28 protein-coding genes are annotated in these 23,004 nt (G+C 58.9%); 22 read left to right on the top strand and 6 right to left on the bottom strand.

The window, feature by feature from the left end; translation table 11 throughout:
- The first annotated feature begins 124 nt into the window (after positions 1-124).
- The 18 genes from rplN (at position 125) to gmk (ending at position 11,712) form a co-directional block, all read left to right on the top strand.
- Positions 125-493 carry a 50S ribosomal protein L14 gene (rplN, locus tag A3OQ_RS0114585; protein ID WP_020176149.1) on the top strand — a complete coding sequence of 123 codons (369 nt, stop codon included), beginning with the start codon at positions 125-127 and terminating at the stop codon, positions 491-493.
- The gene (gene rplX, locus A3OQ_RS0114580) at positions 493-810 is read left to right on the top strand and encodes a 50S ribosomal protein L24 (protein WP_020176148.1); all 318 of its coding nucleotides are present in this window, start codon (positions 493-495) and stop codon (positions 808-810) included. The genes rplN and rplX overlap by 1 nt, the downstream gene beginning before the upstream one ends.
- 139 nt (positions 811-949) lie before the next feature.
- Entirely contained in the window at positions 950-1,534 is a 585-nt protein-coding gene (gene rplE, locus A3OQ_RS0114575) for a 50S ribosomal protein L5 (RefSeq protein WP_152428649.1), read from the top strand.
- A 39-nt stretch (positions 1,535-1,573) separates the two neighbouring features.
- Positions 1,574-1,879, top strand: a complete 306-nt coding sequence (rpsN, locus tag A3OQ_RS0114570) for a 30S ribosomal protein S14 (RefSeq protein WP_020176146.1) — start codon at positions 1,574-1,576, stop codon at positions 1,877-1,879.
- A gap of 10 nt (positions 1,880-1,889) precedes the next feature.
- A complete protein-coding gene (gene rpsH, locus A3OQ_RS0114565; protein WP_020176145.1) occupies positions 1,890-2,288 on the top strand; it encodes a 30S ribosomal protein S8 in 399 nt (132 codons plus the stop codon).
- Between the two features lie 22 nt (positions 2,289-2,310).
- Positions 2,311-2,844 carry a 50S ribosomal protein L6 gene (gene rplF, locus A3OQ_RS0114560; RefSeq protein ID WP_020176144.1) on the top strand — a complete coding sequence of 178 codons (534 nt, stop codon included), beginning with the start codon at positions 2,311-2,313 and terminating at the stop codon, positions 2,842-2,844.
- Between the two features lie 21 nt (positions 2,845-2,865).
- The gene (gene rplR, locus A3OQ_RS0114555; protein WP_020176143.1) at positions 2,866-3,228 is read left to right on the top strand and encodes a 50S ribosomal protein L18; all 363 of its coding nucleotides are present in this window, start codon (positions 2,866-2,868) and stop codon (positions 3,226-3,228) included.
- 107 nt (positions 3,229-3,335) lie between these two features.
- A complete protein-coding gene (gene rpsE / locus A3OQ_RS0114550) occupies positions 3,336-3,920 on the top strand; it encodes a 30S ribosomal protein S5 (RefSeq protein WP_020176142.1) in 585 nt (194 codons plus the stop codon).
- Between the two features lie 11 nt (positions 3,921-3,931).
- Positions 3,932-4,126, top strand: coding sequence for a 50S ribosomal protein L30 (rpmD, locus tag A3OQ_RS0114545; RefSeq protein ID WP_020176141.1), 195 nt, complete (start codon positions 3,932-3,934; stop codon positions 4,124-4,126).
- A 10-nt stretch (positions 4,127-4,136) separates the two neighbouring features.
- On the top strand, positions 4,137-4,625 hold the full coding sequence (rplO, locus tag A3OQ_RS0114540; protein ID WP_020176140.1) for a 50S ribosomal protein L15: 489 nt from the start codon (positions 4,137-4,139) through the stop codon (positions 4,623-4,625).
- A gap of 356 nt (positions 4,626-4,981) precedes the next feature.
- Positions 4,982-6,316, top strand: a complete 1,335-nt coding sequence (gene secY, locus A3OQ_RS0114535; RefSeq protein WP_020176139.1) for a preprotein translocase subunit SecY — start codon at positions 4,982-4,984, stop codon at positions 6,314-6,316.
- Positions 6,313-6,894 (top strand): adenylate kinase, encoded by a 582-nt coding sequence (locus A3OQ_RS0114530; protein ID WP_020176138.1) that lies wholly within the window; start codon positions 6,313-6,315, stop codon positions 6,892-6,894. The genes secY and A3OQ_RS0114530 overlap by 4 nt, the downstream gene beginning before the upstream one ends.
- 216 nt (positions 6,895-7,110) lie before the next feature.
- Positions 7,111-7,479: a 30S ribosomal protein S13 gene (gene rpsM / locus A3OQ_RS0114525; protein ID WP_026595839.1), complete on the top strand. Its 369-nt coding sequence runs from the start codon at positions 7,111-7,113 to the stop codon at positions 7,477-7,479.
- Positions 7,480-7,712: 233 nt separating this feature from the next.
- Positions 7,713-8,102, top strand: a complete 390-nt coding sequence (gene rpsK, locus A3OQ_RS0114520; protein WP_020176136.1) for a 30S ribosomal protein S11 — start codon at positions 7,713-7,715, stop codon at positions 8,100-8,102.
- Positions 8,103-8,372: 270 nt separating this feature from the next.
- A complete protein-coding gene (locus tag A3OQ_RS0114515) occupies positions 8,373-9,389 on the top strand; it encodes a DNA-directed RNA polymerase subunit alpha (protein WP_020176135.1) in 1,017 nt (338 codons plus the stop codon).
- A gap of 87 nt (positions 9,390-9,476) precedes the next feature.
- Positions 9,477-9,905 (top strand): 50S ribosomal protein L17, encoded by a 429-nt coding sequence (gene rplQ / locus A3OQ_RS0114510; RefSeq protein WP_020176134.1) that lies wholly within the window; start codon positions 9,477-9,479, stop codon positions 9,903-9,905.
- A 240-nt stretch (positions 9,906-10,145) separates the two neighbouring features.
- A complete protein-coding gene (locus A3OQ_RS0114505; RefSeq protein WP_020176133.1) occupies positions 10,146-10,847 on the top strand; it encodes a hypothetical protein in 702 nt (233 codons plus the stop codon).
- Positions 10,848-11,100: 253 nt separating this feature from the next.
- Positions 11,101-11,712 (top strand): guanylate kinase, encoded by a 612-nt coding sequence (gene gmk / locus A3OQ_RS0114500; protein WP_152428648.1) that lies wholly within the window; start codon positions 11,101-11,103, stop codon positions 11,710-11,712.
- Positions 11,713-11,899: 187 nt separating this feature from the next.
- On the opposite strand, the gene rsmA is transcribed toward gmk, so the two are convergent.
- The 5 genes from rsmA to lptG form a co-directional block, all read right to left on the bottom strand.
- Positions 11,900-12,763, bottom strand: a complete 864-nt coding sequence (rsmA, locus tag A3OQ_RS0114490; protein ID WP_020176130.1) for a 16S rRNA (adenine(1518)-N(6)/adenine(1519)-N(6))-dimethyltransferase RsmA — start codon at positions 12,761-12,763, stop codon at positions 11,900-11,902.
- Entirely contained in the window at positions 12,745-13,788 is a 1,044-nt protein-coding gene (gene pdxA / locus A3OQ_RS0114485; RefSeq protein ID WP_020176129.1) for a 4-hydroxythreonine-4-phosphate dehydrogenase PdxA, read from the bottom strand. Before pdxA ends, rsmA begins: the two co-directional genes overlap by 19 nt.
- Positions 13,785-14,672 carry a peptidylprolyl isomerase family protein gene (locus A3OQ_RS0114480; protein ID WP_152428470.1) on the bottom strand — a complete coding sequence of 296 codons (888 nt, stop codon included), beginning with the start codon at positions 14,670-14,672 and terminating at the stop codon, positions 13,785-13,787. The genes pdxA and A3OQ_RS0114480 overlap by 4 nt, the downstream gene beginning before the upstream one ends.
- Before the next feature lie 114 nt (positions 14,673-14,786).
- Positions 14,787-17,402, bottom strand: a complete 2,616-nt coding sequence (locus A3OQ_RS0114475) for an LPS-assembly protein LptD (RefSeq protein WP_152428469.1) — start codon at positions 17,400-17,402, stop codon at positions 14,787-14,789.
- Positions 17,402-18,487: an LPS export ABC transporter permease LptG gene (gene lptG / locus A3OQ_RS0114470; protein WP_020176126.1), complete on the bottom strand. Its 1,086-nt coding sequence runs from the start codon at positions 18,485-18,487 to the stop codon at positions 17,402-17,404. Before lptG ends, A3OQ_RS0114475 begins: the two co-directional genes overlap by 1 nt.
- Positions 18,488-19,306: 819 nt before the next feature.
- Between lptG and A3OQ_RS0114460 the strand changes: the two genes are divergently transcribed.
- The 4 genes from A3OQ_RS0114460 (at position 19,307) to A3OQ_RS0114445 (ending at position 22,232) form a co-directional block, all read left to right on the top strand.
- Positions 19,307-20,920: a leucyl aminopeptidase gene (locus tag A3OQ_RS0114460; protein WP_020176124.1), complete on the top strand. Its 1,614-nt coding sequence runs from the start codon at positions 19,307-19,309 to the stop codon at positions 20,918-20,920.
- A gap of 110 nt (positions 20,921-21,030) precedes the next feature.
- The gene (locus tag A3OQ_RS0114455; RefSeq protein ID WP_020176123.1) at positions 21,031-21,504 is read left to right on the top strand and encodes a DNA polymerase III subunit chi; all 474 of its coding nucleotides are present in this window, start codon (positions 21,031-21,033) and stop codon (positions 21,502-21,504) included.
- Positions 21,501-21,839, top strand: coding sequence for a hypothetical protein (locus A3OQ_RS0114450; RefSeq protein WP_020176122.1), 339 nt, complete (start codon positions 21,501-21,503; stop codon positions 21,837-21,839). Before A3OQ_RS0114455 ends, A3OQ_RS0114450 begins: the two co-directional genes overlap by 4 nt.
- 78 nt (positions 21,840-21,917) lie before the next feature.
- A complete protein-coding gene (locus A3OQ_RS0114445; protein ID WP_020176121.1) occupies positions 21,918-22,232 on the top strand; it encodes a hypothetical protein in 315 nt (104 codons plus the stop codon).
- An 87-nt stretch (positions 22,233-22,319) separates the two neighbouring features.
- On the opposite strand, the gene A3OQ_RS22570 is transcribed toward A3OQ_RS0114445, so the two are convergent.
- Complete coding sequence (locus A3OQ_RS22570; protein ID WP_040580107.1) at positions 22,320-22,979, bottom strand: ParA family protein; 660 nt, start codon at positions 22,977-22,979, stop codon at positions 22,320-22,322.
- Positions 22,980-23,004 lie beyond the last annotated feature (25 nt).

Raw genomic sequence — 23,004 nt, 5'->3', positions numbered from 1 at the left:
AGAATTCAGGGGCATCTTTTGAAGATGCCGGGATGAAACAATAGGGGAGGCCTGGCCTCCTTCAGGCGAAGTCCGGCGGCGAGATCAAAGCCGGAAACCGATCTGGTAAGAAAGGCGAAATGCCATGATACAGATGCAGACCAACCTCGACGTCGCCGATAATTCCGGCGCGCGCCGCGTGATGTGCATCAAAGTGCTTGGTGGCTCCAAGCGCAAATATGCCGGCGTCGGCGATATTATCGTCGTCTCGATCAAGGAAGCCATTCCGCGCGGCCGCGTGAAGAAGGGCGACGTGATGAAGGCCGTGGTCGTGCGCACGGCCAAGGACATCAAGCGCGCCGATGGTTCCGTCATCCGCTTCGATTCCAATGCCGCCGTGCTGATCAACAATCAGTCGGAGCCGATCGGCACCCGCATCTTCGGACCGGTGCCGCGCGAATTGCGCGCCCGCAACCATATGAAGATCATTTCGCTCGCGCCGGAGGTGTTGTGATGGCCGCGAAGATAAAAAAAGGCGACAAAGTCGTCGTGATGACCGGGCGCGACAAGGGCCGCACCGGCGAGGTGCTGCAGGTCATGCCGAAAGACGAGCGCGCCATAGTGCGTGGCGTCAATCTGGTGAAGCGCCACCAAAAGCAGACGCCGCGCCAGGAAGCCGGCATCTTTTCGAAGGAAGCGACGATCCATCTGTCGAATCTCGCGCTCGCCGATCCGAAGGATGGCAAGGCAACGCGCGTCGGGTTCAAGATTATGGAGGACGGCCGCAAGGTCCGCGTCGCCAAACGTTCTGGGGAATTGATCGATGGCTAAGACACCCGCTAGGGGCGGCGCGAAAACCCCTGCCAAGGGCGGCAAGGCACCTGCGAAGGGCGCCGCCAAGACGCCTGCCAAGGCCACCGGCGGCAAGAAAGCCGCTGCTGGCGGCGGCGGCAGCAATCGCGAGGTCAATATCGCAACGGCTTCGGCCGAAGCGCTTGCCTCGCCGAAGGATTACGCACCGCGCCTGAAGAAATTCTACGACGAGGTCGTGCGGCCGAAGCTCATCGAAGAGTTCGGCTACAAGAACCCCTTCGAAGTGCCGGTGATCGACAAGATCGTGCTCAACATGGGTGTCGGTGAGGCCGTCAACGACACCAAGAAGGTGACGCTCGCCGCCGCCGATTTGAGCCTGATCGCCGGACAAAAGCCTGTGGTCACGCATGCTCGCAAGGCGATCGCGACCTTCAAGGTGCGCGAGAACATGCCGATCGGCGCCAAGGTCACTTTGCGCAAGACCCGCATGTATGAATTTCTGGACCGGCTGGTGACGATCGCTCTGCCGCGTGTGCGCGACTTTCGCGGGTTGAACCCGAAGAGCTTCGACGGGCGCGGCAATTACGCGATGGGCATCAAGGAACACATCGTGTTCCCCGAGATCGACTATGACAAGGCCGAGAGCATTCTCGGCATGGACATTATCGTTTGTACGACCGCTAAAACCGACAATGAGGCGCGGGCTTTGCTGCGCGCTTTCAACTTTCCGTTCCGGCAGTGAGACAGATCCGTCTCAAACGCGGAAACTAGAGGGATCTTCATGGCGAAGAAAAGTTCAGTCGAGAAGAACAACCATCGTATCAAGCTCGTGAAGCAGTTTGCTGCGCGCCGCAAGAAATTGAAGGCGATTGCGAACGACCAGGCCCTGACGTTGGAGGAGCAGTTTGCGGCGCGCCTCAAGCTCGCTGAACTGCCGCGCAATTCGTCCGCCGTGCGGATTCGCAACCGCTGCGAAGTTTCCGGCCGTCCGCGCGCGTTCACGCGCAAGATGAAGATGTCGCGCATCGCGTTGCGGGAATTGGGTTCGAAGGGCCTAATCCCCGGACTCGTGAAGTCGAGCTGGTAGGAGGCGGATCATGTCGATGAACGATCCGTTGGGCGATATGCTCACCCGTATTCGCAATGCTCAGATGCGGCGCAAGGGCAAGGTGCAGACGCCGGGCTCGCGGCTTCGCGCGCATGTGCTCGATGTTCTGCAGTCGGAAGGCTATATCCGCGGCTATTCGACGACCGAATATGGCAATGGCCGCACCGAGTTCGAGATCGAGCTCAAATATTTCGACGGTCTTCCGGTGATCCGCGAAATTCAGCGGGTCTCGAAGCCCGGCCGCCGTGTCTATGCCGCGGTCGACGCCATGCCGCGCGTCGCCAACGGCCTCGGCATCACCATCGTTTCGACACCGAAAGGCGTCATGGCCGATCATGCGGCGCGTGAAGCCAATGTCGGCGGCGAAGTTTTATGCAAGGTCTTCTGACCCTGATATCGGAGCAAAGATAATGTCTCGTATCGGAAAGAAGCCGGTTCCCATTCCGTCCGGCGTCACCGCGAAAGTCGACGGCCAATTGGTCTCCGTGAAGGGCGGCAAGGGCGAACTTAAGTTCCTCGTGCCGGAAGACGTCATCGTCGCCTTCGAGAACAATGAGATCAAGGTCGATCCGCGGACGGAGACCAAAAAGGCGCGTGCGCTTTGGGGCATGTCGCGTTCGATGGTCAATAATCTCGTCATCGGAGTCTCGAAGGGCTTTGAGAAGAAGCTCGAGATCACCGGCGTCGGCTATAAGGCTGCGGTTGCAGGCAAGAACTTGCAGCTTTCGCTGGGCTATAGTCACGATGTGAGTTTCGCGATTCCCGAAGGGATCGCGATCGTCACACCGAAGCCGACCGAAGTGATGATCACCGGGATCGACAAGCGCGCCGTAGGGCAGGTCGCGGCCGAAATACGCGCCTTCCGCCCGCCGGAGCCCTATAAGGGCAAGGGCGTCAAATATGCCGGCGAATTCATCTTCCGCAAGGAAGGCAAGAAGAAGTAAGCGGTTTCAAGGAATAAAGTCATGGCAACCGAGCATAAGGTCACTCTTCGCCGCAAAGCCCGCGTCAGGCGCGCGTTGAAGGCGCATGCCTATGGCAAGCCGCGGCTCTCCGTTTTCCGCTCCTCGAAGCAGATCTATTGTCAGATCATCGATGACGCGGAGGGTAAGACTTTGGCTTCGGCCTCGTCGCTGGAAAAGGCCAATCGCGAGGCCCTGAAAACGGGCGCGACGGTCGAGGCAGCGAAGGTCATCGGCAAGCTCATCGCCGAACGGGCGATCCAAGCCGGGGTCACGGAGATCGTCTTCGATCGCGGCTCTTATATGTATCACGGGCGCGTCAAGGCGCTTGCAGACGGTGCCCGCGAGGGCGGGTTGAGTTTCTAAGCATCATCCCCAAAAGTTGCAGACTTTTGGGACAAAGATGATTCTCAAAGAATTATTCGAAGCGAGCGGCCGCTATTCAAGCTGCCGCGCAAGTGACGGAAGTGAAAATGGCACGTGAAGGTGAAGGCGGCGGCCGCGGTCGCGACCGCGGCGATCGGGACGACCGTGATAATGAATTCGTGGACCGTCTGGTCCATATCAATCGCGTCGCCAAGGTCGTCAAAGGCGGCCGGCGGTTCGGCTTCGCGGCGCTCGTCGTCGTGGGCGATCAGAAAGGCCGCGTCGGCTTCGGCCACGGCAAGGCCCGCGAGGTGCCGGAAGCCATTCGCAAGGCGACGGAGGCCGCCAAGCGCGGTCTGATTCGCGTGCCGCTGCGTGAAGGCCGCACGTTGCATCACGATGTGAATGGCCGCCATGGCGCCGGCCGCGTCGTGCTGCGCGCGGCGCCTGCAGGTACGGGCATCATTGCCGGTGGCCCGATGCGTGCCGTGCTCGAATCGCTCGGCATGCATGATGTCGTCGGCAAGTCGCAAGGCTCGTCTAACCCCTACAACATGATCCGCGCGACGTTCGATGCGCTGAAGCATGAGGATTCGCCGCGTTCGGTCGCGGCGCGGCGCAACATCAAGGTTTCGACGCTGCAGACACGCCGTCAAGGCGGCGGTGAAGCCGAACCCGCGGCTGAAGCGTAAGGATTGGCGACATGGCAGACGCAAAAGCCAAAATCACCTTGGAACAGACCGGCAGCCCGATTGGGCGTCCGGCTGCGCAGCGCGCGACGCTGATCGGCCTCGGTCTCAACAAAATGCGGCGGCGCTCGTCTATCGAGGATACGCCGGCGGTGCGTGGCATGATCGCGAAAGTCGCGCATCTCGTCCGCATTGTCGAAGGCGAGTGAGGGCAGGGCGATGAAACTCAACGAAATTTCAGACAATCCCGGCTCGTCCAAATCGCGGATGCGAGTCGGTCGCGGTATCGGCTCCGGCAAGGGCAAGACAGCGGGCCGCGGCGTCAAGGGTCAGAAGGCCCGCGAAGGCGTCGCGATCAAAGGGTTCGAAGGCGGCCAGATGCCATTGCATCGGCGCCTGCCGAAGCGCGGCTTCAACAATCTGTTTTCGACGGATTATAACGAAGTCAATATCGGTCGCATCCAGGCCGCGGTCGACGCCGGCAAACTCGATCTGGCGACGCCGGTCACGATCGACGTGCTGGTTGCTTCTGGCGTCTGCGCGAAACCGCGCGACGGTGTGAAAATTCTGGGCGTTGGCGAATTGTCGGCGAAGCTCAGCTTCGAAGTCGCCGCGGCCTCGAAAAGCGCCGTGGCGGCCATCGAGAAGGCTGGCGGTTCGATCACGCTTTTGGTGGCGCCGAAGGCTCCGGCCGAAGCTCTGTCCTGATCGGTCGATCCTCACTATCGTTCTCGCCGTTTTGCCGCTTCATCGGCTGACGGCGAGAGCCTGGAGCAGCGCGTCTGCACGGCCTTGAAAGCGTTTCACTTTACGCGCTCGATGGGCGAACGCGCGGCTTCACCTGGCCGGTTTTCATCGTCTCGTCGCAAACCTTGCGGGTTTTGCAACGCCCTCCCTGCGATTTAATCTCCGGCGATCTTGCTTTAAGGTGGCCTTCCAGGCTGCATCGCCTTTGAGCAAATCGCTTTCGGCGATGATTTGTCAGATTGAAACCCTGTAATCGTCCAGATTCGGGTTATATGAGCGCAATCACGACACGATCCCCGTGTCGGACGGAGCATTCGATGGCATCGGCGGCAGAGCAGCTTGCAGCAAACGTCAACTGGGGCGCCTTTTCCAAGGCCGAGGAACTCAAAAAGCGCATCTGGTTCACGCTAGGCGCGCTGGTCGTCTATCGGCTAGGCACTTATATCCCCTTGCCAGGCATCGATCCGGCCGCCTTCGAGGCGGCTTTTACCGGCAACAAGCAGGGCGTGCTTGAACTTTTCAACATGTTCGCGGGCGGCGCCGTGCAGCGCATGGCAATCTTCGCCCTGAACATCATGCCTTATATTTCGGCCTCGATCATCATCCAGCTTCTGACCTCGGTGTTTCCGACGCTCGAAGCCTTGAAGAAAGAAGGCGAGTCCGGACGCAAGGTCATCAATCAATATACGCGCTACCTCACCGTTTTTCTGGCGGCGTTCCAGGCCTATGGCATCGCGGTCGGGCTTGAGGGGCAGGCCGGCGTCGTGACCGAGCCGGGTTTTCTCTTTCGCATCTCAACCGTTCTGACCTTGATGGGCGGCACGATGTTTTTGATGTGGCTTGGCGAGCAGATCACCTCGCGCGGCATCGGCAATGGTTCGTCGCTGATCATTTTCGCGGGCATCGTCGCGGCCTTTCCGTCGGCCATAGCCAACACTCTCGAACTCGGCCGCCAGGGCGCGATCTCGACAGGCCTCATCATCGCCGTCATAGTCATGTCGATCTCGGTCATCGCGTTCATCGTCTTCATGGAGCGTGCACAAAGACGGCTGGTCATCACCTATCCGAAACGCCAGCAAGGCAATCGCGTCTATGAGGGGCAAACCTCGTTTCTGCCTTTGAAGCTCAATACGGCCGGCGTCATCCCGCCGATCTTTGCCTCATCGCTTCTGCTTTTGCCGACGACGATCGCGAATTTTTCGCAGGCGCAGGGCGGCACCGGCTTTCTTGCAACGGTTGCCACCTATCTCGGCCATGGAAGGCCGCTCTATATGCTGGCCTATGTCGGGCTGATCGTGTTTTTCGCGTTTTTCTACACCGCGATCGTCTTCAATCCGACCGAGACCGCTGATAATCTGAAAAAGCATGGCGGGTTTATTTTAGGCATCAGGCCGGGCGAGCGCACCGCACAATATATCGACAAGATCCTGATGCGCGTCACGGTACTGGGTGCCGCCTATCTGGCCGTTATCTGCCTCCTGCCGGAGATTCTGATTTCTTACGCGGCTTTGCCATTTTACTTCGGCGGTACCTCGCTTCTGATCGTCGTCAGCGTTACGATGGATACCGTGGCACAGATCCATGGGCACCTTCAGGCACACCAGTACGAAGGCTTGATCAAGAAAGCCAAATTGCGGGGGAAACGAAGATGAGGCTAATTCTGCTTGGACCGCCGGGCGCTGGTAAAGGCACACAATCCGCCCGTCTCAAGCAGAAATATAATATCCCGCAGCTTTCGACCGGGGACATGCTGCGGGCTGCCGTTGCCGCGCAAACGCCGGTCGGTCTCCAAGCGAAAGCCGTGATGGATTCGGGCGGGCTCGTGTCGGACGATATCGTCATCGGCATCGTCGCCGACCGAATCGAAGAGCCGGACGCGAAGAACGGCTTCATTCTCGACGGATTTCCGCGCACCGTCGCACAAGCTGAAGCTTTGCAAAAAATGCTGGGTTCGAAGAACATGAACCTCGATGCCGTGATCGAGCTCAAGGTTGACGAGCAGGCACTGCTCGACCGAATCAAGACCCGTGTGGACGAGACGCTCAAGGCTGGCGGGACGGTCAGGGCCGACGACAATCCAGACGCCTTCAAGACGCGCCTGGAGGCCTATAAGGTCCAGACGGCGCCGGTCTCGCATTATTATGCAGGAAAAGGGGCTTTGAAGTCGGTCGACGGCATGGCGCCGATCGAGAGCGTGACGCAGGCGATCGATCACATTCTTGAACATTAAATCAGGCACTGCGCCGGCCACGTGAATTTTTCTTGACAAGGCCTATATAGGGTTGACGCACGAGGTGCCGCCCTCTAGAAGCGGCAGTTCTAACCTCTCAACCGAGCATCGGCGGGCTTTAAGCTTTGCCGCGTCTCGCCCCGCGAGGGCCGGTCTCCACCGGACGCGGGGAAATTTCCGTTTCGCATGCCGGAACGACAAAAATGGAGAAGCCTTTTGGCTCGTATCGCTGGCGTCAATATACCGACGAACAAGCGCGTGATTATCGCGCTTCAATATATCCACGGAATCGGCCCGAAGAAGGCCGAGGAAATCTGTGAAAAGGTTCATATACCTGCAGAACGCCGCGTCGCTGAACTGACCGACGCTGAAGTCCTGCAGATTCGCGAAACAATCGACCGCGACTATATCGTCGAGGGCGATCTGCGCCGCGAAGTCGCGATCAACATCAAGCGTCTCATGGATCTCGGCTGCTATCGCGGCCTGCGCCATAGGCGTCAATTGCCGGTCCGCGGTCAGCGCACGCATACCAATGCGCGCACCCGCAAGGGCAAGGCAAAGCCGATCGCCGGCAAGAAGAAGTAAAGCTTCAGACCGAAAACTGCGAAGCGGTTTTCGGGTCAATCTGATGCGATTGAAAAGGCTTAGGGGCGATCGTGGTTCGGTTGGAACTGATCGCGCTCAAGGCCCCTCAACCCCGGAGTGGATCCGGGGGTTCCCGCGGCGAAGCGTGGATGGCCGGGATTGATCCGGCCTCTGCGCTTTGGCGCATTTCCCGAGCACCTGGAATTACGGGTGCGCCTGAAGGATCATGATCAATGGCTAAAGAGGGTACAAAGGTCCGTCGTCGCGAGCGTAAAAATATCGTTTCCGGCGTGGCCCATGTGAATTCGACGTTCAACAATACGATGATCACCATCACCGATGCCCAGGGCAATACGATTTCCTGGTCTTCGGCGGGGACCATGGGGTTCAAGGGGTCGCGCAAGTCGACGCCTTATGCCGCGCAGATGGCGGCTGAGGATTGTGCCCGTAAGGCAGCCGAGCACGGCATGCGGACTTTGGAAGTCGAAGTCTCAGGGCCAGGATCCGGCCGGGAATCGGCCTTGCGCGCCTTGCAGGCAGTGGGCTTCACGGTCACCTCGATCCGCGACGTGACGCCGATCCCGCACAACGGCTGCCGCCCGCGCAAGCGTCGGCGCGTGTAACGCATGATCCTGAAAAGTTGCAGACTTTTCAGACGAGATCATGCGTCAAAACAAAAAACATGATCCTGAAAAGTTGCAGACTTTTCAGACGAGATCATGTGCCAGAGCAAATAAAGCATAATCCGGGAAAGTTGCAGACTTTCCCTATTGGATCATGTGTAAAAACAACGGACTGCCATCGGCAGCAGGCCGTTTAAAGATTAAGTTTCGTATTTCGACCAAGAGAATCGGCGTCTCGCCGGTTCGAACGCATCACTGAAAGGTGCCTCCGTGATTCAGAAGAATTGGCAGGAACTGATCAAACCGAACAAGCTTGAAGTCGCCGGCGGCGATGACCCGAAGCGTTTTGCGACGATTACCGCGCAGCCGCTTGAGCGCGGCTTCGGCCTGACGCTCGGCAATGCCTTGCGCCGTATTCTCCTCTCGTCTCTTCAAGGCGCGGCGATCACCTCCGTCCATATTGACGGCGTTTTGCACGAATTCTCGTCAATCCCTGGCGTGCGTGAGGACGTGACCGACATCGTCCTCAACATCAAGGACATTGCCATCAAGATGCAGGGCGAGGGCCCGAAGCGCATGGTCCTGAAGAAGCAGGGACCCGGCAAGGTTCTGGCCGGCGATATCGCGACCGTGGGCGATGTCCAGGTTCTCAATCCCAATCTCGTCATCTGCACGCTCGACGAGGGCGCCGAGATCCGGATGGAATTCACCGTCAACACCGGCAAAGGCTATGTCGCGGCCGACCGCAACCGCGGCGAGGATGCTCCCATTGGCCTGATCCCGATTGACAGCCTCTACTCGCCTGTGAGGAAAGTCTCATATCGTGTTGAAAATACACGTGAAGGTCAGAACCTCGACTATGACAAGCTGACCATGCAGGTCGAGACCAATGGCGCGCTCACGCCGGAAGATGCCATCGCTTTCTCGGCCCGCATCCTCCAGGATCAGCTGAATGTCTTCGTCAATTTCGAAGAGCCGCGCCGCGAGGAAACGGCGCCGTCGATCCCGGAACTCGCCTTCAATCCGGCCCTGCTGAAGAAGGTCGACGAGCTGGAGCTTTCCGTGCGCTCGGCCAATTGTTTGAAGAACGACAATATCGTCTATATCGGCGATCTCATTCAGAAGTCGGAAGCCGAAATGCTCCGGACGCCGAATTTCGGGCGGAAATCCTTGAACGAGATCAAAGAGGTCCTGGCTCAGATGGGGCTCCATCTCGGGATGGAGGTGGTCGGCTGGCCGCCGGAAAATATCGACGAGCTCGCCAAACGCTTCGAAGAGCATTATTGAGATCATCCTTCCCCGAAGGGGGAAGGATCGTAAGCGCGGCCGTACCTTGGCACGGCGGCCGTTCGAAGAACTCCAAAGGAGAGAGCCATGTATCACGGTCGCGCCAAACGGCGCTTCAATCGCACGGCTGAGCATCGCAAGGCGATGTTCGCCAATATGTCCCAGGCGCTGATCAAGCACGAGCAGATCATTACGACTCTGCCCAAGGCCAAGGATCTCCGGCCGGTCGTCGAAAAGCTCGTGACGCTCGGCAAGCGCGGCGATCTCCACGCCCGCCGCCAGGCCATTGCCGAGATCAAGGACGTCAAACTCGTCGACAAGCTCTTCGCAGTCCTGGCGCCGCGCTACGCGGAACGCCATGGCGGCTATACCCGCGTGCTGAAGGCCGGTTTTCGCTATGGCGATAATGCGGCCATGGCGGTGATCGAATTCGTCGATCGAGACGTCACGGCGCGCGGCAAGGATTCCGGACCGCCGCAAGGAAATGCTGCGGCCGAAGAGGCTGCTGCCGGCTGAGATTGAGCTCGCCTTTCAAGGTGGCGTAATCTTTGCCTCTCTTCTTGGCGCGATGACGCGGCTTGGACATATTGGCAGCGCAATATGTCCAATCTCCTCGCATGACCCTATTGAAGCGGTCGGCGGGCGGGGGCAAGTCAATGAGATTGAAGCCAAGTGCTCCGCAGGCTGTGCTGCGGCAGCGCTCCAAGGCGCCGGGGAAAGACAATGGGTAACGACGTAGCTTCACGAAAAGCGCCGATGAATCAGGCCATCGTTCAGGTGGACCCCCACCTTTTCAATGAGAGCCTCGGTGGCTGGCTCGAAATCACCAATTACATCATGGGTCAGCGCGCCGGTCGCGTCAAAGCGACCGAAGACGGTTCCGTGCCGCCGCTGTCGAAATCGGATCTCAATCTGAGCGGCGTGCAGACGATCGCCAATGATTCCGTTTTCGCATTTTGCATCACCGCCTCGATGGCGCATGACGCGGCCGCGATCGCGGTTGTCGAAAAGGGCCTCCAAGAGAAATATGGCGAGAACTATCCTGGCTCCTTCGCGCTTTGGCATTTCCGCCAGGATTGCGAAAAGCCCGAGACGCTTGACGATCATATCGGCATGATCGGCCGCGCGCTCATCGAGGATAAACCTTTCGAGCCGAAGGATACTTGGAACGCCGGCATCCGCTTCCTCGAAAAGGCCCGCACGTCGAATTTTGTCGTCGAGCTGACGGTTCCGCTCGCTCAATGGCATCGTAACGAATGGAAAGCCATTTTGGCCCAGCAGAAGACCGCTTTGCACGAGCCGGATACGAATATCCCGCCGATCAGGGAATATCTCGAAGACAAGCGGGACGATCAGTCCTTCATCGCAGGGCTTCTGCTGGCTGCTATGCCGGCTGTCGACATGGAACTCAGCGAAGACTATCAGGGTCTTCTGAAATCCGTGTCGCGGCGCATCTAATCTGGCGTCACGCCCACGAGAGTTCTATGAAGCGTTTCCGCAGCCACGGAAACGCTTCATGCGTTTTGAGGGATGTTTTGGTTTCGCGCTGCTTCGAATAGAGTTTTGTAAGCCGAATCTATAATGCTGATCGGCACGGAGCTCCGCGATGGCGAAACAAAATCTTGCGCAGTCGCCTCAAGGCGAAGGGAGCACCGCCGTGCAAGAGACGACGTCCGTCCATAATTTGAAAGCGCCTGGACGGCGCGGTCTCATGTTGATTCTGTCGTCGCCGTCAGGTGCCGGCAAGACGACGCTGACGCGCATGCTGCTTCAGACGAAGGACCTCGATCTTACCTTGTCGATCTCGGTCACCACACGGCCGCGGCGATCGAGCGAAGTCGATGGGATCCACTATAATTTCATCTCGAAAAAACAGTTCGAAGCCATGCGCGATGCGGGTGAATTGCTCGAATGGGCGGAGGTCCATGGCAATTATTATGGCACGCCGCGCGAACCGGTCGAGCGGGTTTTGGTGCAGGGCCGCGACGTGCTTTTCGATATCGACTATCAAGGCACGCAGCAGGTTCGCCAGAAGGCCAGCAATGATGTCGTGACGATTTTCATCCTGCCGCCCTCCATGAAGGAGTTGCAGGCGCGGCTCGAACGGCGCGCCGAGGATTCGGCGGAGACGATCGCGAAGCGCCTCGACAATGCACGCAATGAAATCACGCGTTGGACCCAATATGATTATGTGCTGATCAACGACGATCTGCAGCGCACCTTCGACGATCTTCTATCGATCCTCGCGGCCGAGCGCAGCCGGGCGCCGCGTCTCAAGGAACAGATCGCCTCATTCGTCGAAAAGCTTTTGAAGGAAGAGTGAGCGGGCGTTGCGGCTTTGGACTATAAAAGCCGTCAAAAATCGATAGGATCTGCTGGATCATCCGGGATTGGCGGAAAATCCTCATCAAGCGGCGCGAACTCGCTGAGAAGGGCCAACAAGGATTGTGGCTCGATCGTTTTTTCTTTCATCATACCAAACATATCCTAAAATGATCGAAGCATTGCGTCTAATTCCTCCGAAGCTCTTTTAAGCCTCTCGCAAGCGCGACAAATCCCGCGACATCGATCTCCTCCGCCCGCTTTGTCGGTTCGAGAGCAGCCGCGGCGAGCAAGGCCGGGGGATCGACGCCGAGCCCTTTCAGACTTTGCCGTAGCATTTTGCGGCGCTGCCCGAAGGCGGCTTGCGTGACCTCCGACAGTAGCTTCGGATCGCAGGGCAGGGGCATCGCCCTTGGCCGGAGCTCGACGACGGCAGAGGTGACTTTCGGCTGAGGCGTAAAGGCCTCTGGCGGAACGTCGAAGAGAATACGTGTTTCACAGCGCCAATTGGCGAGCACGGCGAGCCGGCCGTAATCGGCGCGTTGCGCCGGCGTCGCGACGATGCGCAACGCGACCTCTTTTTGGAACATGAGCACCAGGCGGTCGAACCATGGCGGCCAGGGCTCGCTCTCGATCCAGCGCGTCAGAAGCACGGTCGCGATATTATAGGGAAGATTGGCGCAGATCCGCGCCGGGCGGGTAGCTCCGGCGAGGTTTGCAAGATCGGTTTCGAGTGCATCGGCCGCAATGATTTCGAGGCGGCCCGGATAGTGCGCCCCGATCTCGGCCAAGGCCGCGAGACATCTGTCGTCGCGTTCGATAGCGATCACGCGCGGGGCACCCAGCGCAAGTAGAGCGCGGGTCAGGCCGCCCGGCCCTGGACCTACTTCGACGATGACGCCAGCGCTCTCAGGCTCGGCCGCACGGGCGATGCGCGCGGTCAAATTGAGATCGAACAGAAAATTCTGACCGAGCGCTTTTTTGGCGGCAAGCCCATGCGCGGCGACGACTTCGCGCAGCGGCGGCAGGTCGTCTAGCTGATGACCGGACATTCGGCGAAGGCAAGGCGTTGCGCGAGCCGCAAGGCGGCGAGAAGACTTGTCGGATCGGCAAGACCTTTGCCGGCGATGTCGAAGGCCGTCCCATGATCCGGCGAGGTGCGAATGAAGGGGAGGCCCAAGGTGACATTCACGGCCTGGTCGAAAGCCAGCGTCTTGATCGGGATCAGGGCCTGATCGTGATACATGGCGATCACCGCATCATAGCGTTTGCGCGCCTCGGCATGAAACAATGTGTCAGCCGGATGCGGGCCGCTGACGATAATGCCGTCTCGTGCCAGCTCGGCCAAGGCCGGCTTGATGATGTCTATGTCCTCACGCCCCATGTCACCGCCTTCGCCGGCATGCGGATTGAGGCCGGCGAAGGCAAGCCGCGGCGATTTGAGTCCGAAGCGGTGCTCGAGATCATGCGCAACGATGCGGCCGGTCTCGACCAGCAGCGCTGAGGTCAGAAGACCCGGAACATCCTTCAATGGAACATGAATGGTGGCCGGCACGACGGCGAGATCCTGCGACCATAACATCATGACTGGGCGCCGGGTCTCGCCGAAAAGGCGCAGGGCCAGCTCGGCCAGGAATTCCGTATGGCCCGGATGCGCAAATCCGGCGCGGTGAAGGACTTCCTTTGAGATCGGATTGGTGACGAGAGCCGGCGCCAGGCCGGCGCGCACATATTCCACGCATCGCTCGATCGACGCGATCGTTGCCGCGGCATCGCCTGGATCCGGCCGGCCCGGTTTGCCCATGACGCGTTGCTGCGAAGGCACGACGGGGAGTGCCCGCCCAAATAAAGCCGGGGCTCCAGCCGGATCGGTTTCTACGACCGGAATGTTCCAACCCAAGTCGCGGGCGAGATCCGACAGATGCGCTGGATCGGCGACGATGAAGAAGCCTGGCGAGGCCGCGTCAGCGTGGGTTGCCAGCCAGGCGCGTAACGCGATTTCCGGACCTATGCCGGATGGATCGCCGCTGGTCAGCGCGAGAGGCCGTTCAAGTCTCTCGCGCTTCGCGTCGATCATCTCTTTTGGACCACGGCATGTGACCGCAATTCCTTCAGAAGCTTCGCTTCCTCGCTGGCATATCGAACAGCGAGGATTTTCTGCGCGATCGCATCGCGGGCCGACGTATCGTCCTTTGCGTTGCCTCTGCTGCAGAGAGCGAGCATTTCGATACCGGAGGCCGATCTCTGCGGCGCAGTCACATGCCCGACTTGCGTCTTATCGAGCAATTGCTTCAAGCCCTCCCCCAATTGGAGCGAGGTCCGCGAAAGCGCAGGCTTGATGACCGCATCGTCCATGGCTTGAATCATGGGGACGCCGCTCGCGCAATCGCTGAACCGTGTCCTTATCTGCTCCGCCAAATGGCTGCGCGCCTCCACCAGCGACTGAGAGGCGTTGGCGGGAAGGGGAAGAATGATCTGACGCACCGAATATTCGACGCCGGCAGCGGTCTTGCCGCCCTCTTTTTCAAGTTCTGCGCGGACCTCAGTCTCGCTTGCTTCAATACCTTTATTGAGGGCTTGAACCAGAAGATAGAAGGAGAATTTGGTGCCGAAATACGATTTATAATGGTCGGCGCTGACCCCCGCGTGCTCTAACTCAGCCACCAGTGCATTGGGATCGATCTTCATTTCGCCGGCGACGCGAACAATTTCATGACTGATGTCGGCATCCGATGGCCTGACCTGATATTTTTTGACCTCGTCCGATTCGACATGATCATCGATCAAACTGTCGAGCGCTGTCTCCGGCGTTGCCGGCTTACGCAACACCCTCAGCATTTTGATCCTTTGCTCGATGTCGATATTGGTGATCGGCTGGTTGTTGACGGTTGTCGTGATGACCTGGGCAAAAGCCTGCTCCAGATGCGCGAAAACCGGAACCAGAGAGACCAAAATCGTCATGGCCGTCCCCGTTAAGCACAGGCGTCCGATCCGTGGGAAGTGAAGAGCGATCAATCTCATCGTCGTCAGATCCATTGTTTTTGTTTGGCTTTTTTCGCTTTGGCTATGCATTTATCAGAGCCCGTCCAGTCCCGACGCGCTGGAGAGCGTCTGGCTGAATTTGAAATCGCCCAGAGTGCGCAATTGAAATTCGACCAGCACCGTATTGTTATGCGCCAGGGTACCGAGGCCATTATCGTAATAAATGGACGAATATTTGACGGTAAAGGTGCAGCATTCGTCCTGATAACCGGCGCTCACGCCGAGGTTGGCAATCGGGAACAAGCCCGGATTTGTAAAGCCGATCAAGGCTGGCGCGTAGAGGTGCCGGCTCATGTCGAAAGTGACGTTGCCCTGGACGAAATAGTTTTGGGCGAACTTGTACTTCGAGTCGATCGACAGGCCCTCGCGGCGGACGTAATAGCCGATGAGCGGTTGCGCCTGGTAATTTGCATATGAAATACTGCCCGTCAGCGCGTTGAAATTCGCGGACACGCCCATATCGAGGCGACGCGCTTCGAATGTATTGACGTCGAACCGGCCTTTCGCCGTAAACGCAAAGATCCCGCTCGGCGCCAAAGTGAAGGCTCCGACGTAATCCGAGCGCCGCGTGTCGAGGCCGGAGCTTAACCCGACATTTGCCGCATCCGGCGTCGCGTAGGAATTGGTTCCAGCGAGCTGATAGGATTGGCCGGCGATGATATTGGCATAGCCGCTGGTCGCAAAATTCATCGTGGCTTGCGCCCCGTAATTGGCGCGCGTTCCGGTCTCGAAGCGATCGTAGCCGGAATATTTATCCCATTGGAACAGGGTCGAATCGTCGAAGACGAGGCTTTGCGCGTCCATGTTCACGAGGGACGACGATCCCAATTGATTGTTCGGCCGCGCGACAATCTGGCCAATCGGCTCGAAGACTAGAGCGCCGATGGGGGTTTTAGCGAGGATTGGATAGCGATATTCCACACCCGCACCCGGCGTGAACATGCCGAAGGCATTATTGGCCCCCGCCCCTCCAAGGAAATTGGTCTGCGACGCGTTGGTGAACGTCGACGTGCCGGCGGTCGACGCAAAAGTATAGGAGTTCGTCGTGTTGAGATTAAGAACTTCGCCATTTGCCCGCGCAAAGACGAAGGGTGTCCAAACCCCGCCGACCGGATCGATATATTTGCGTTTCCACGAGGTGTCGATCGTGGCGCGATTGTAATCGCCGCCGATGCCGCGCAAGAGACAGCTGCCGGGCACGACGCCAGGAGCGTAATTGGTGCAGACATTGTAGAGGCTAAAGGCCTTATCCAAAGTCTGTGTGCCAACAGACTGATAACTCGCGGCGACGGCGGAGACGCTGGTGAAGTTGAAATCGAGAGTGACCTGACCGCCGACTCCGTACGTCTTCGCCGGATCTACATCGATGGTCTTGTTATAATCCCAGACCGGATGCGCGCTCGGTTGCTGCAGCTGAATATCATGCGTCGACAGGCCTTCGAAATAATATCCGCGCAAGTCGAAATAGCCGCGGTCGCCTTGCCCGGTCAGATAAACCGTCGAAGTCGTCTCGCTGATATAATTGCTCGAATATTCGAGGCTCTGCACCCCGTAATCGCTGAGAAAGCGCTTATCCGACAAGAGGATGCCTGCCCAGCCGAATTTCCATTGATCGGCGATCTGGAACTCGCCCTTGCTCTCAATCGAGCCGCGAAGTTTCACGTCGCCGGACGCATAGGGCTCGCTGCCGAAGACTTGCGGTTTCGCCTGATCAATGCCGGCAACCCTTACGAAATAGGAGCCATTTTCAAGCCTGTGCCGCCACTCGGCTTTGCCGAAGAATCCCTCTTGCGAATAATAGGTCGGCGTAGCGGTAATATCGTAGTTGTCGGCCAGATCCCAAAAGATCGGAACGCCGAAGCCGGTGCCGAGGAGGCCGCTATTGCCCATGTAGGGCGCGAGAATTCCCGACTTGCGCTTCACCGTCGGGTCCGGCGACGACAGGACCGGGACCCAGGCCAGCGGCACGCCGAAGAATTCGAGCCAGGCATCCTCGTAATAGATCATTTGCTCATCGTTCTTATGGATGATGCGTTTGGCACGCACTCGCCATAAGGGCGGCTTCGTCGGATCGTTCTTGCAGGCGTCGCAGGCCGTATAAGTGCCCTTATCGAAGACGGTCGTATCGCCTTCCGTGCGCTCGGTATGCGGCGAGCTGAAATGGGTTTTATCGGTCGTGTCCGCGCGCAGGCTCTCGATAAAGCCATCGCTGAAATCATCGGTCACATCGAAGCTGTCGCCGTGCGTGATGGTGCCGTCTTTTTCGGTCAGCTTGGCATGGCCTTCGGCATAGACGCGTTTCGTGTTGCGATCGTAGATGACGCGATCCGCCTCAAGGACATTGCCTTGATAATAGACGCGGGCGTTTCCCTCGGCGGTGACGGTATTGGTCTTGTCGTTATAGACGAGCTCATTGGCTTCGACGAACATCTTGTCCGGCTCTCCGGACGGGGATTTCTTCGCAAAGCGATCATTGACCGTCTGGCTGACCGCCGGGAGCGCGAACAAAACCGCGACCAGGGCAAGCGCCGCCGCCATAGCGGAAAAGCCCGCGCGGAATTCTCGCGCGCCGAGGCTGCGATTCCAACGGGCACGCCCAGGGGTGGAGCGGGCTCCATCCGTATTTTCGGGGCAAAAACGCCGCCCCATCAACCATCCTCCTGGTGCAGCAGGGCGAGAGCGCCAAGCATGCTCGCGACCACCGCAGGCGCCCAGGCGGCAACCGGAGCGCTCAAAAGGCCCGCTCCGCCAAGGTCACCGACGAATTTCGTCGCTACATAAAGCACGAAGCCCGCAGCTACACCACCGCCTACCATTTTCGCTATGCCACCAAACCTGAAAAATCTTAAGGAAAAAGCCGCGGCGAGCAGAACCATCGCAACCAACAGCAAAGGTCTGGCTAGAAGCGTCTGGTATTGCAAGCGATATCCGGTTGCATCCAAGCCTGCCGTTTCAATTTGTTCGCGGAAAGCGGGCAGATCCCAAAACGGTACGGAATCGGGCGAGGCGACCGTCTGGGCCACCTGATCCCGGGAAAGCGTCGTCGCCAGCAGGTAATTGCCGACGGTCTGCGCATCCTCGCCCGGCGCCGAAACCCTGGCATTTTGAAGCTGCCAGACGCCCGGCAGGAGTTTCGCCGTGTCGGCGTCGACGCGTTCTTCGAATCGGCCATTCGGCTCGTACACATAGGCCGTGACCGATTGGAGGGTGCTGCCGCCGTCGAGGACGTTTTCGGCGCGGATGATCGCCTGTCCGTCAACGCTTTTTTGCCGGACCCATATGCTGTTGTCGCCTTCCTTGCGGCCGTTTCCGCCGAAAAGCTCCGCCTCGATTCCATCGGCGCGCTGCTTCATTTCGGCCGAAATCGGATTGAGGATGGTGACCGACGTAATCCCGAGCAGAAGCGCTATCCCCAGCGGCGGCACCAGGAATTGCCAGACTGAAATCCCGGCGGCGCGGGCGACGATTAGTTCGAGGCGGCGGCTGAGATTCAAAAAGGCCGCCATCGTCCCGAACAGGACGCAAAAGGGCAATACCTGTTCGGTGACGGCCGGCGTCCGCAAAAACGCTAGAAAAGCGATGAATCCGGCGGTAGCTCCCGGCTTGTCGCCGGCGCGGCGCAGGGTCTCGACGAAATCGATGACATAGACGAGCCCGAACAGGGTCAGGAAGACCACGGCGATCATGCTGAAGAATCGGGCTGACAAATAGCGGCCGAGGGTCATGCCAATCATGGGCCTGTCCCGCCGTTTGATCCCTGCCAGCCGGTCAACTCAGTCATTTTCGTCCCAATGGCGGCGATCGGGCCGAAAACCACCCGATGCCGCTGCCGTGCTATAGGCAGAGACTTTGTCGGGATCGCGTCGGCGTCGACCGGAGCGTCCAAATGCCCATCGGCCCGGACCCCCGCGGGGTCACGCCAGCCTTGGGAGATGCCGCGGCGTGGCGCCTCGACATCCAGACCAGATGGGAGATCTCCGCGCAGCAGACGCCGCCTTCCTGGTTTTAAGCAAAAGAGCCGGAACGCAGATTCCGGCAGAATAGGTTCTCGTCTGGCTACAATCTCATTTCCCGCTGCGCAAGGCGAAGTCGCGCACGAGTGCGTGCATCAAGCGAAATCCCGGGCCGGCGTGGCTCTCCTGTCACGCATGGCGGCAGGACACTGCATGGCCCACGGATTTAGTGACGCGGCGCCAAACCAGTTCTTGACAAGTTGAGAGCCCTTGCAGCCGGAAAACCCTACCTACCGGTGTGTAACTTGCACTAGTCTGTTTTTGACGCGAAAGAACGGAATGCCTAGAGCGGGATGAGGAAAAGTGTGTAGCGGTTTTTCGGGTGCAATCAAGTTTACGCAGATTGCGCAGGCTTACCTGCGCACTCCCGCTCTAAATTCTTAGAATCGATCACGGCCATGATTTTGGATTACCAACTCGGGCTTGCCCGACTTGAACTAATCCGAAATCATCGTGATCTAGTGCATCACGATCACGCTAACCTGAGCGATCGCCACACGATCAGGGCCCGGCAGCCGGGACGATAAGCATGAGGAAAAAATGTCCGATCCGATCAGAATAGAATTCGTCGCGCTGGGTTCGCTCTCGGCGCAGACGCCGTTTCAGCCCGCCGGAAAACGCGGCAAGTCCAAAACGCCGCTAACCTTGGTTCTACTTGCCGGACAAGATCTGATCTTCGGGGAGGCAACACGAAAACTGATCGGCACCGAGGGCGAGGCTTTTCTCAAGAAGGCGGCGGCGGCCGGAAAGTTCAAGGGCAAGTCGTCGAGCGTGCTCGAGGTTCTGGCACCTGCCGGATTTGCAGCCGACCGGCTGCTCGTCATCGGCACCGGGCCGGTCAAGGACGACAAGGCCAAAGCGGATAAGGAAAAGGCCGATAAAGACAAGGTACCGCCCGTCTCGATCAGCGAATACACCAATCTCGGCGGCTACATCCTGCACCGGCTCGGCACCGGCGCCAACGCGCTTGTCGCCTTCGACCCGCCGAAGCCGCCGAAAGATCCGGCTGGCGCCGCCGCCGAACTGCTGCTCGGCATGCGGCTGCGCGACTATCGGTTCGACCTCTATAAGACGAAGAAGAAAGACGATGGCGATGACTCCGGCGCAACGGATGTCTATATCGCCGTCGACGAACCTTCGGCGGCGCGGCGCGAAGCCAAAGTGCGCGAGGCCGTGGCAGAGGGTGTTTTGACGGCGCGTTCGCTCGTCAATGAACCGGCCAACATTCTCTATCCGGAAGAATTCGCCAAGCGTGCCCAGGCTTTGGAAAAACTCGGCGTCGAAGTCACCGTTCTCGACGAGCCCGCGATGCGCAATCTGGGCATGGGCGCGATCCTGGGCGTAGGGCAGGGCTCGGTGCGCGAAAGCCGCGTCGTCATCATGCGTTGGCGCGGAACCGGCGCCAAAACCAAAGACAGCAAGGCAAAGCCGATCGCCTTCGTCGGCAAGGGCGTTTGCTTCGACACGGGCGGTATCTCGATCAAGGGCGCCGCCGGCATGGAGGACATGAAGGGCGATATGGCGGGCGCCGCCTGCGTCGTCGGCCTTATGCAGACGCTTGCGATGCGCAAGGCGAAGGTCGATGCGATCGGCGCGATCGGGCTTGTTGAAAATATGCCCGGCGCCGAAGCGCAGCGTCCCGGCGATATTGTGAAATCCATGTCCGGCCAGACGATCGAAGTGATCAATACGGATGCCGAAGGCCGCCTCGTTTTGGCGGATGTGCTCTGGTACGTGCAGGATAAATTCAAGCCGAAATTCATGATCGATCTCGCGACTCTCACGGGCGCCATTCTCGTTGCTCTCGGCAAGGAATATGCGGGCCTCTTCTCGAACAATGACGAGTTGAGCGAGAAGCTCACCCATGTCGGCAAGGAGACGGGCGAGAAGCTCTGGCGTCTGCCGCTTGGCGCGGCTTATGACAAGCTCATCGATTCGAAGTTCGCCGATATGAAAAATACCGGCGGGCGGCATGGCGGCTCGATCACGGCGGCGCAATTCCTGCAGCGTTTCGTCAATGATACGCCTTGGGCGCATCTCGACATCGCAGGGACCGGCATGGACTCGCCTCACAACGACATCAACCAGAGCTGGGGTTCCGGCTGGGGCGTGCGGCTGCTCGACCAGCTGGTGGCCGAATATTACGAGGGGTAGCATGATCCCGAAAAGTTGCAGACTTTTCGGACGAAGATCATGCGTCGGAACAGGAGCATGATCCCGAAAAGGTCGGATAAAGATCATGCGTCGCAAGGGTGGCGAGGCACATGCCGGAAGTCTGGTTCTATCATCTGCAGCGCCAGTCGCTCGAACATGTGCTTCCGGTGCTGCTCGAAAAATCGCTTGAGCGCAATTGGCGCGTCACCGTGCAGGCGACGAGCGAAGAAAAACTCGACGCCCTGGACCAATGGCTTTGGACCTATGGAGACGGGAGTTTTCTCGCGCATGGGCGCCCGCGCGATGGCGATGCCGAGATGCAGCCCGTGTTTTTGACGACAGGGCCGGAAAACCCCAACCAGGCGCCGGTGCGGTTTTTCATCGACGGTGCCTCCGCCGCGCCTTTGCTCGAAAGCCCCGAAGCAAATGGCTATGCGCGGGTGATCCTGCTCTTCGACGGCAATCAAGAGGAAGAACTCGGATTCGCGCGCGATGAATGGAAGCGTTTGAAAGCGGCCGGATGCGACCTTTCCTATTGGCAGCAAAGCGTCGCCGGCCGCTGGGAAAAGCAAAACATCCGATGAAAGATTATATTCCCGAGCTCAGCGAGATCAGGATGGTGCAGCGCGCACCCGATGGACCTCTGCCTTTTTCGCAAAGCGATCTTGCCTATATCGCCGATATTCTGGCCGATATGGACAAGACCTTCGGGCTGAAAAGCTTCTCCGATATCGTGCCTGGCGAATGGTCGGCACGCGCCTTGATCAGGCAATTGATCGAATGGTGGCGCACGCTCGATCCTGTTACGGAAGCCGAGCGCGATGCCTATAATCGCCTGCCGGGATCGATCCGCTTGATCGATACGGTCTCGACCTGGGTCGAGGAACAGGCTTCGCGGCGGCGATCACAAGCCGATTGAAGCGGAGCATATTCCGCAAAAGCATATCCGTTTTGCGCACGAAAATGCGCCGATAAACATGATCCGGAAAGATCCCGCATGAGCCATGAGTATGTCGCTGTCTTCTCGCATCGGGGCCTTGGTCGGATGATCCGGCTGACGGTGGTCGCAGGTTATGTCTTCGATCTTACCTTCCAGGAGGCGCAGATCCTCTCGCGCGCGCTGGCGGCGGTCAAAGAGAAGAAAAGCTCCGTCGATGAAGTCTACATGAGCCCGATCGCCAGCGACGGCGATTTTGCCGCCAAAGTTCTTGCCGATGGTGTGGTGTTTGAGGCGAAAACGCCGCCGGTCAGGCTGTCATGGCTGGAGGTCGACCAGATGGCGCAAGCGCTCGCGGCTGCATCGGCCCAATAAAATAATTTTCCACGTCAATAGCGCTGTCTTCTCCCAAAAGGGGAGAAGACATACGTAGTGCGAATCGTTTTCGTGGCGCCAGAAAGCCTAAGCGGCTTTTTTGTTCTGCTTGTCGCCGGCCTTGAGGCGGGCAAGCCTTTTCTTCAGGGAGGTCCAGAGCTGCCGCATTTCCTCGGCCGCAGGGCTCTCCTCGTTGATTTCCGTCACGCCCATACCTTCGCGTGCGGCTTCCTGATAATCGACGCGCGACGCGATGAGGGGACGCAAAAGTCCGCCCATGGCTTCGATCGCCGCCGCGCCGTCGAGCACGCGTTGGGTTTCGCGCGACGAGGGGCATTGATTGAGAAGGAAGACATAGTCCTTCATCATGGTCTTGATCTTGCCGCGCGTGGTTTCGCTCGACCAGATATCGAAGATCGTCGGACGCACCGGAATGATGCAAAGATCGGCGGCTTTGATGGCTGCCTCCGAGGCCTGCGTTTCGGTTGCCGGCGTATCGATGATTGTCAGGGTGACATTGCCTTTGGCCAAAGTGGCCAAAGCTGTCGGGAGCTTTGCGGCCGAAATGGCCTCGACGGGAAGTTCCTTGTCGTTGCGCCGCGCGCCCCATTTCAGCAATGATTTTTGCGGATCCATATCAAAGAGGAAAACCCGTTCGCCGGCTTCCTGTGCCGCGACCGCGAGACAGGCTGCGAGCGTGCTCTTTCCAGAGCCGCCTTTTTGCGTGACCAATGCGATAGTACGCATCCGAACCATCCTTTCAGAGTTGTGG

The sequence above is a fragment of the Methyloferula stellata AR4 genome, assembly GCF_000385335.1.
Lineage (GTDB): Bacteria > Pseudomonadota > Alphaproteobacteria > Rhizobiales > Beijerinckiaceae > Methyloferula > Methyloferula stellata.
This window is presented reverse-complemented; position numbering and strand designations above follow the sequence as displayed.

Bases quoted from the DNA above. Each gene is read 5' to 3' on its own strand.
- rplN (WP_020176149.1), top strand. From the start codon at position 125: ATGATACAGATGCAGACCAACCTCGACGTCGCCGATAATTCCGGCGCG.
- rplX (WP_020176148.1), top strand. From the start codon at position 493: ATGGCCGCGAAGATAAAAAAAGGCGACAAAGTCGTCGTGATGACCGGG.
- rpsN (WP_020176146.1), top strand. From the start codon at position 1,574: ATGGCGAAGAAAAGTTCAGTCGAGAAGAACAACCATCGTATCAAGCTC.
- rpsH (WP_020176145.1), top strand. From the start codon at position 1,890: ATGTCGATGAACGATCCGTTGGGCGATATGCTCACCCGTATTCGCAAT.
- rplF (WP_020176144.1), top strand. From the start codon at position 2,311: ATGTCTCGTATCGGAAAGAAGCCGGTTCCCATTCCGTCCGGCGTCACC.
- rplR (WP_020176143.1), top strand. From the start codon at position 2,866: ATGGCAACCGAGCATAAGGTCACTCTTCGCCGCAAAGCCCGCGTCAGG.
- rpsE (WP_020176142.1), top strand. From the start codon at position 3,336: ATGGCACGTGAAGGTGAAGGCGGCGGCCGCGGTCGCGACCGCGGCGAT.
- rpmD (WP_020176141.1), top strand. From the start codon at position 3,932: ATGGCAGACGCAAAAGCCAAAATCACCTTGGAACAGACCGGCAGCCCG.
- rplO (WP_020176140.1), top strand. From the start codon at position 4,137: ATGAAACTCAACGAAATTTCAGACAATCCCGGCTCGTCCAAATCGCGG.
- secY (WP_020176139.1), top strand. From the start codon at position 4,982: ATGGCATCGGCGGCAGAGCAGCTTGCAGCAAACGTCAACTGGGGCGCC.
- A3OQ_RS0114530 (WP_020176138.1), top strand. From the start codon at position 6,313: ATGAGGCTAATTCTGCTTGGACCGCCGGGCGCTGGTAAAGGCACACAA.
- rpsK (WP_020176136.1), top strand. From the start codon at position 7,713: ATGGCTAAAGAGGGTACAAAGGTCCGTCGTCGCGAGCGTAAAAATATC.
- rplQ (WP_020176134.1), top strand. From the start codon at position 9,477: ATGTATCACGGTCGCGCCAAACGGCGCTTCAATCGCACGGCTGAGCAT.
- A3OQ_RS0114505 (WP_020176133.1), top strand. From the start codon at position 10,146: ATGAATCAGGCCATCGTTCAGGTGGACCCCCACCTTTTCAATGAGAGC.
- gmk (WP_152428648.1), top strand. From the start codon at position 11,101: ATGTTGATTCTGTCGTCGCCGTCAGGTGCCGGCAAGACGACGCTGACG.
- rsmA (WP_020176130.1), bottom strand. From the start codon at position 12,763: ATGTCCGGTCATCAGCTAGACGACCTGCCGCCGCTGCGCGAAGTCGTC.
- pdxA (WP_020176129.1), bottom strand. From the start codon at position 13,788: ATGATCGACGCGAAGCGCGAGAGACTTGAACGGCCTCTCGCGCTGACC.
- A3OQ_RS0114480 (WP_152428470.1), bottom strand. From the start codon at position 14,672: ATGACGATTTTGGTCTCTCTGGTTCCGGTTTTCGCGCATCTGGAGCAG.
- A3OQ_RS0114475 (WP_152428469.1), bottom strand. From the start codon at position 17,402: ATGGGGCGGCGTTTTTGCCCCGAAAATACGGATGGAGCCCGCTCCACC.
- lptG (WP_020176126.1), bottom strand. From the start codon at position 18,487: ATGATTGGCATGACCCTCGGCCGCTATTTGTCAGCCCGATTCTTCAGC.
- A3OQ_RS0114460 (WP_020176124.1), top strand. From the start codon at position 19,307: ATGTCCGATCCGATCAGAATAGAATTCGTCGCGCTGGGTTCGCTCTCG.
- A3OQ_RS0114455 (WP_020176123.1), top strand. From the start codon at position 21,031: ATGCCGGAAGTCTGGTTCTATCATCTGCAGCGCCAGTCGCTCGAACAT.
- A3OQ_RS0114450 (WP_020176122.1), top strand. From the start codon at position 21,501: ATGAAAGATTATATTCCCGAGCTCAGCGAGATCAGGATGGTGCAGCGC.
- A3OQ_RS0114445 (WP_020176121.1), top strand. From the start codon at position 21,918: ATGAGCCATGAGTATGTCGCTGTCTTCTCGCATCGGGGCCTTGGTCGG.
- A3OQ_RS22570 (WP_040580107.1), bottom strand. From the start codon at position 22,979: ATGCGTACTATCGCATTGGTCACGCAAAAAGGCGGCTCTGGAAAGAGC.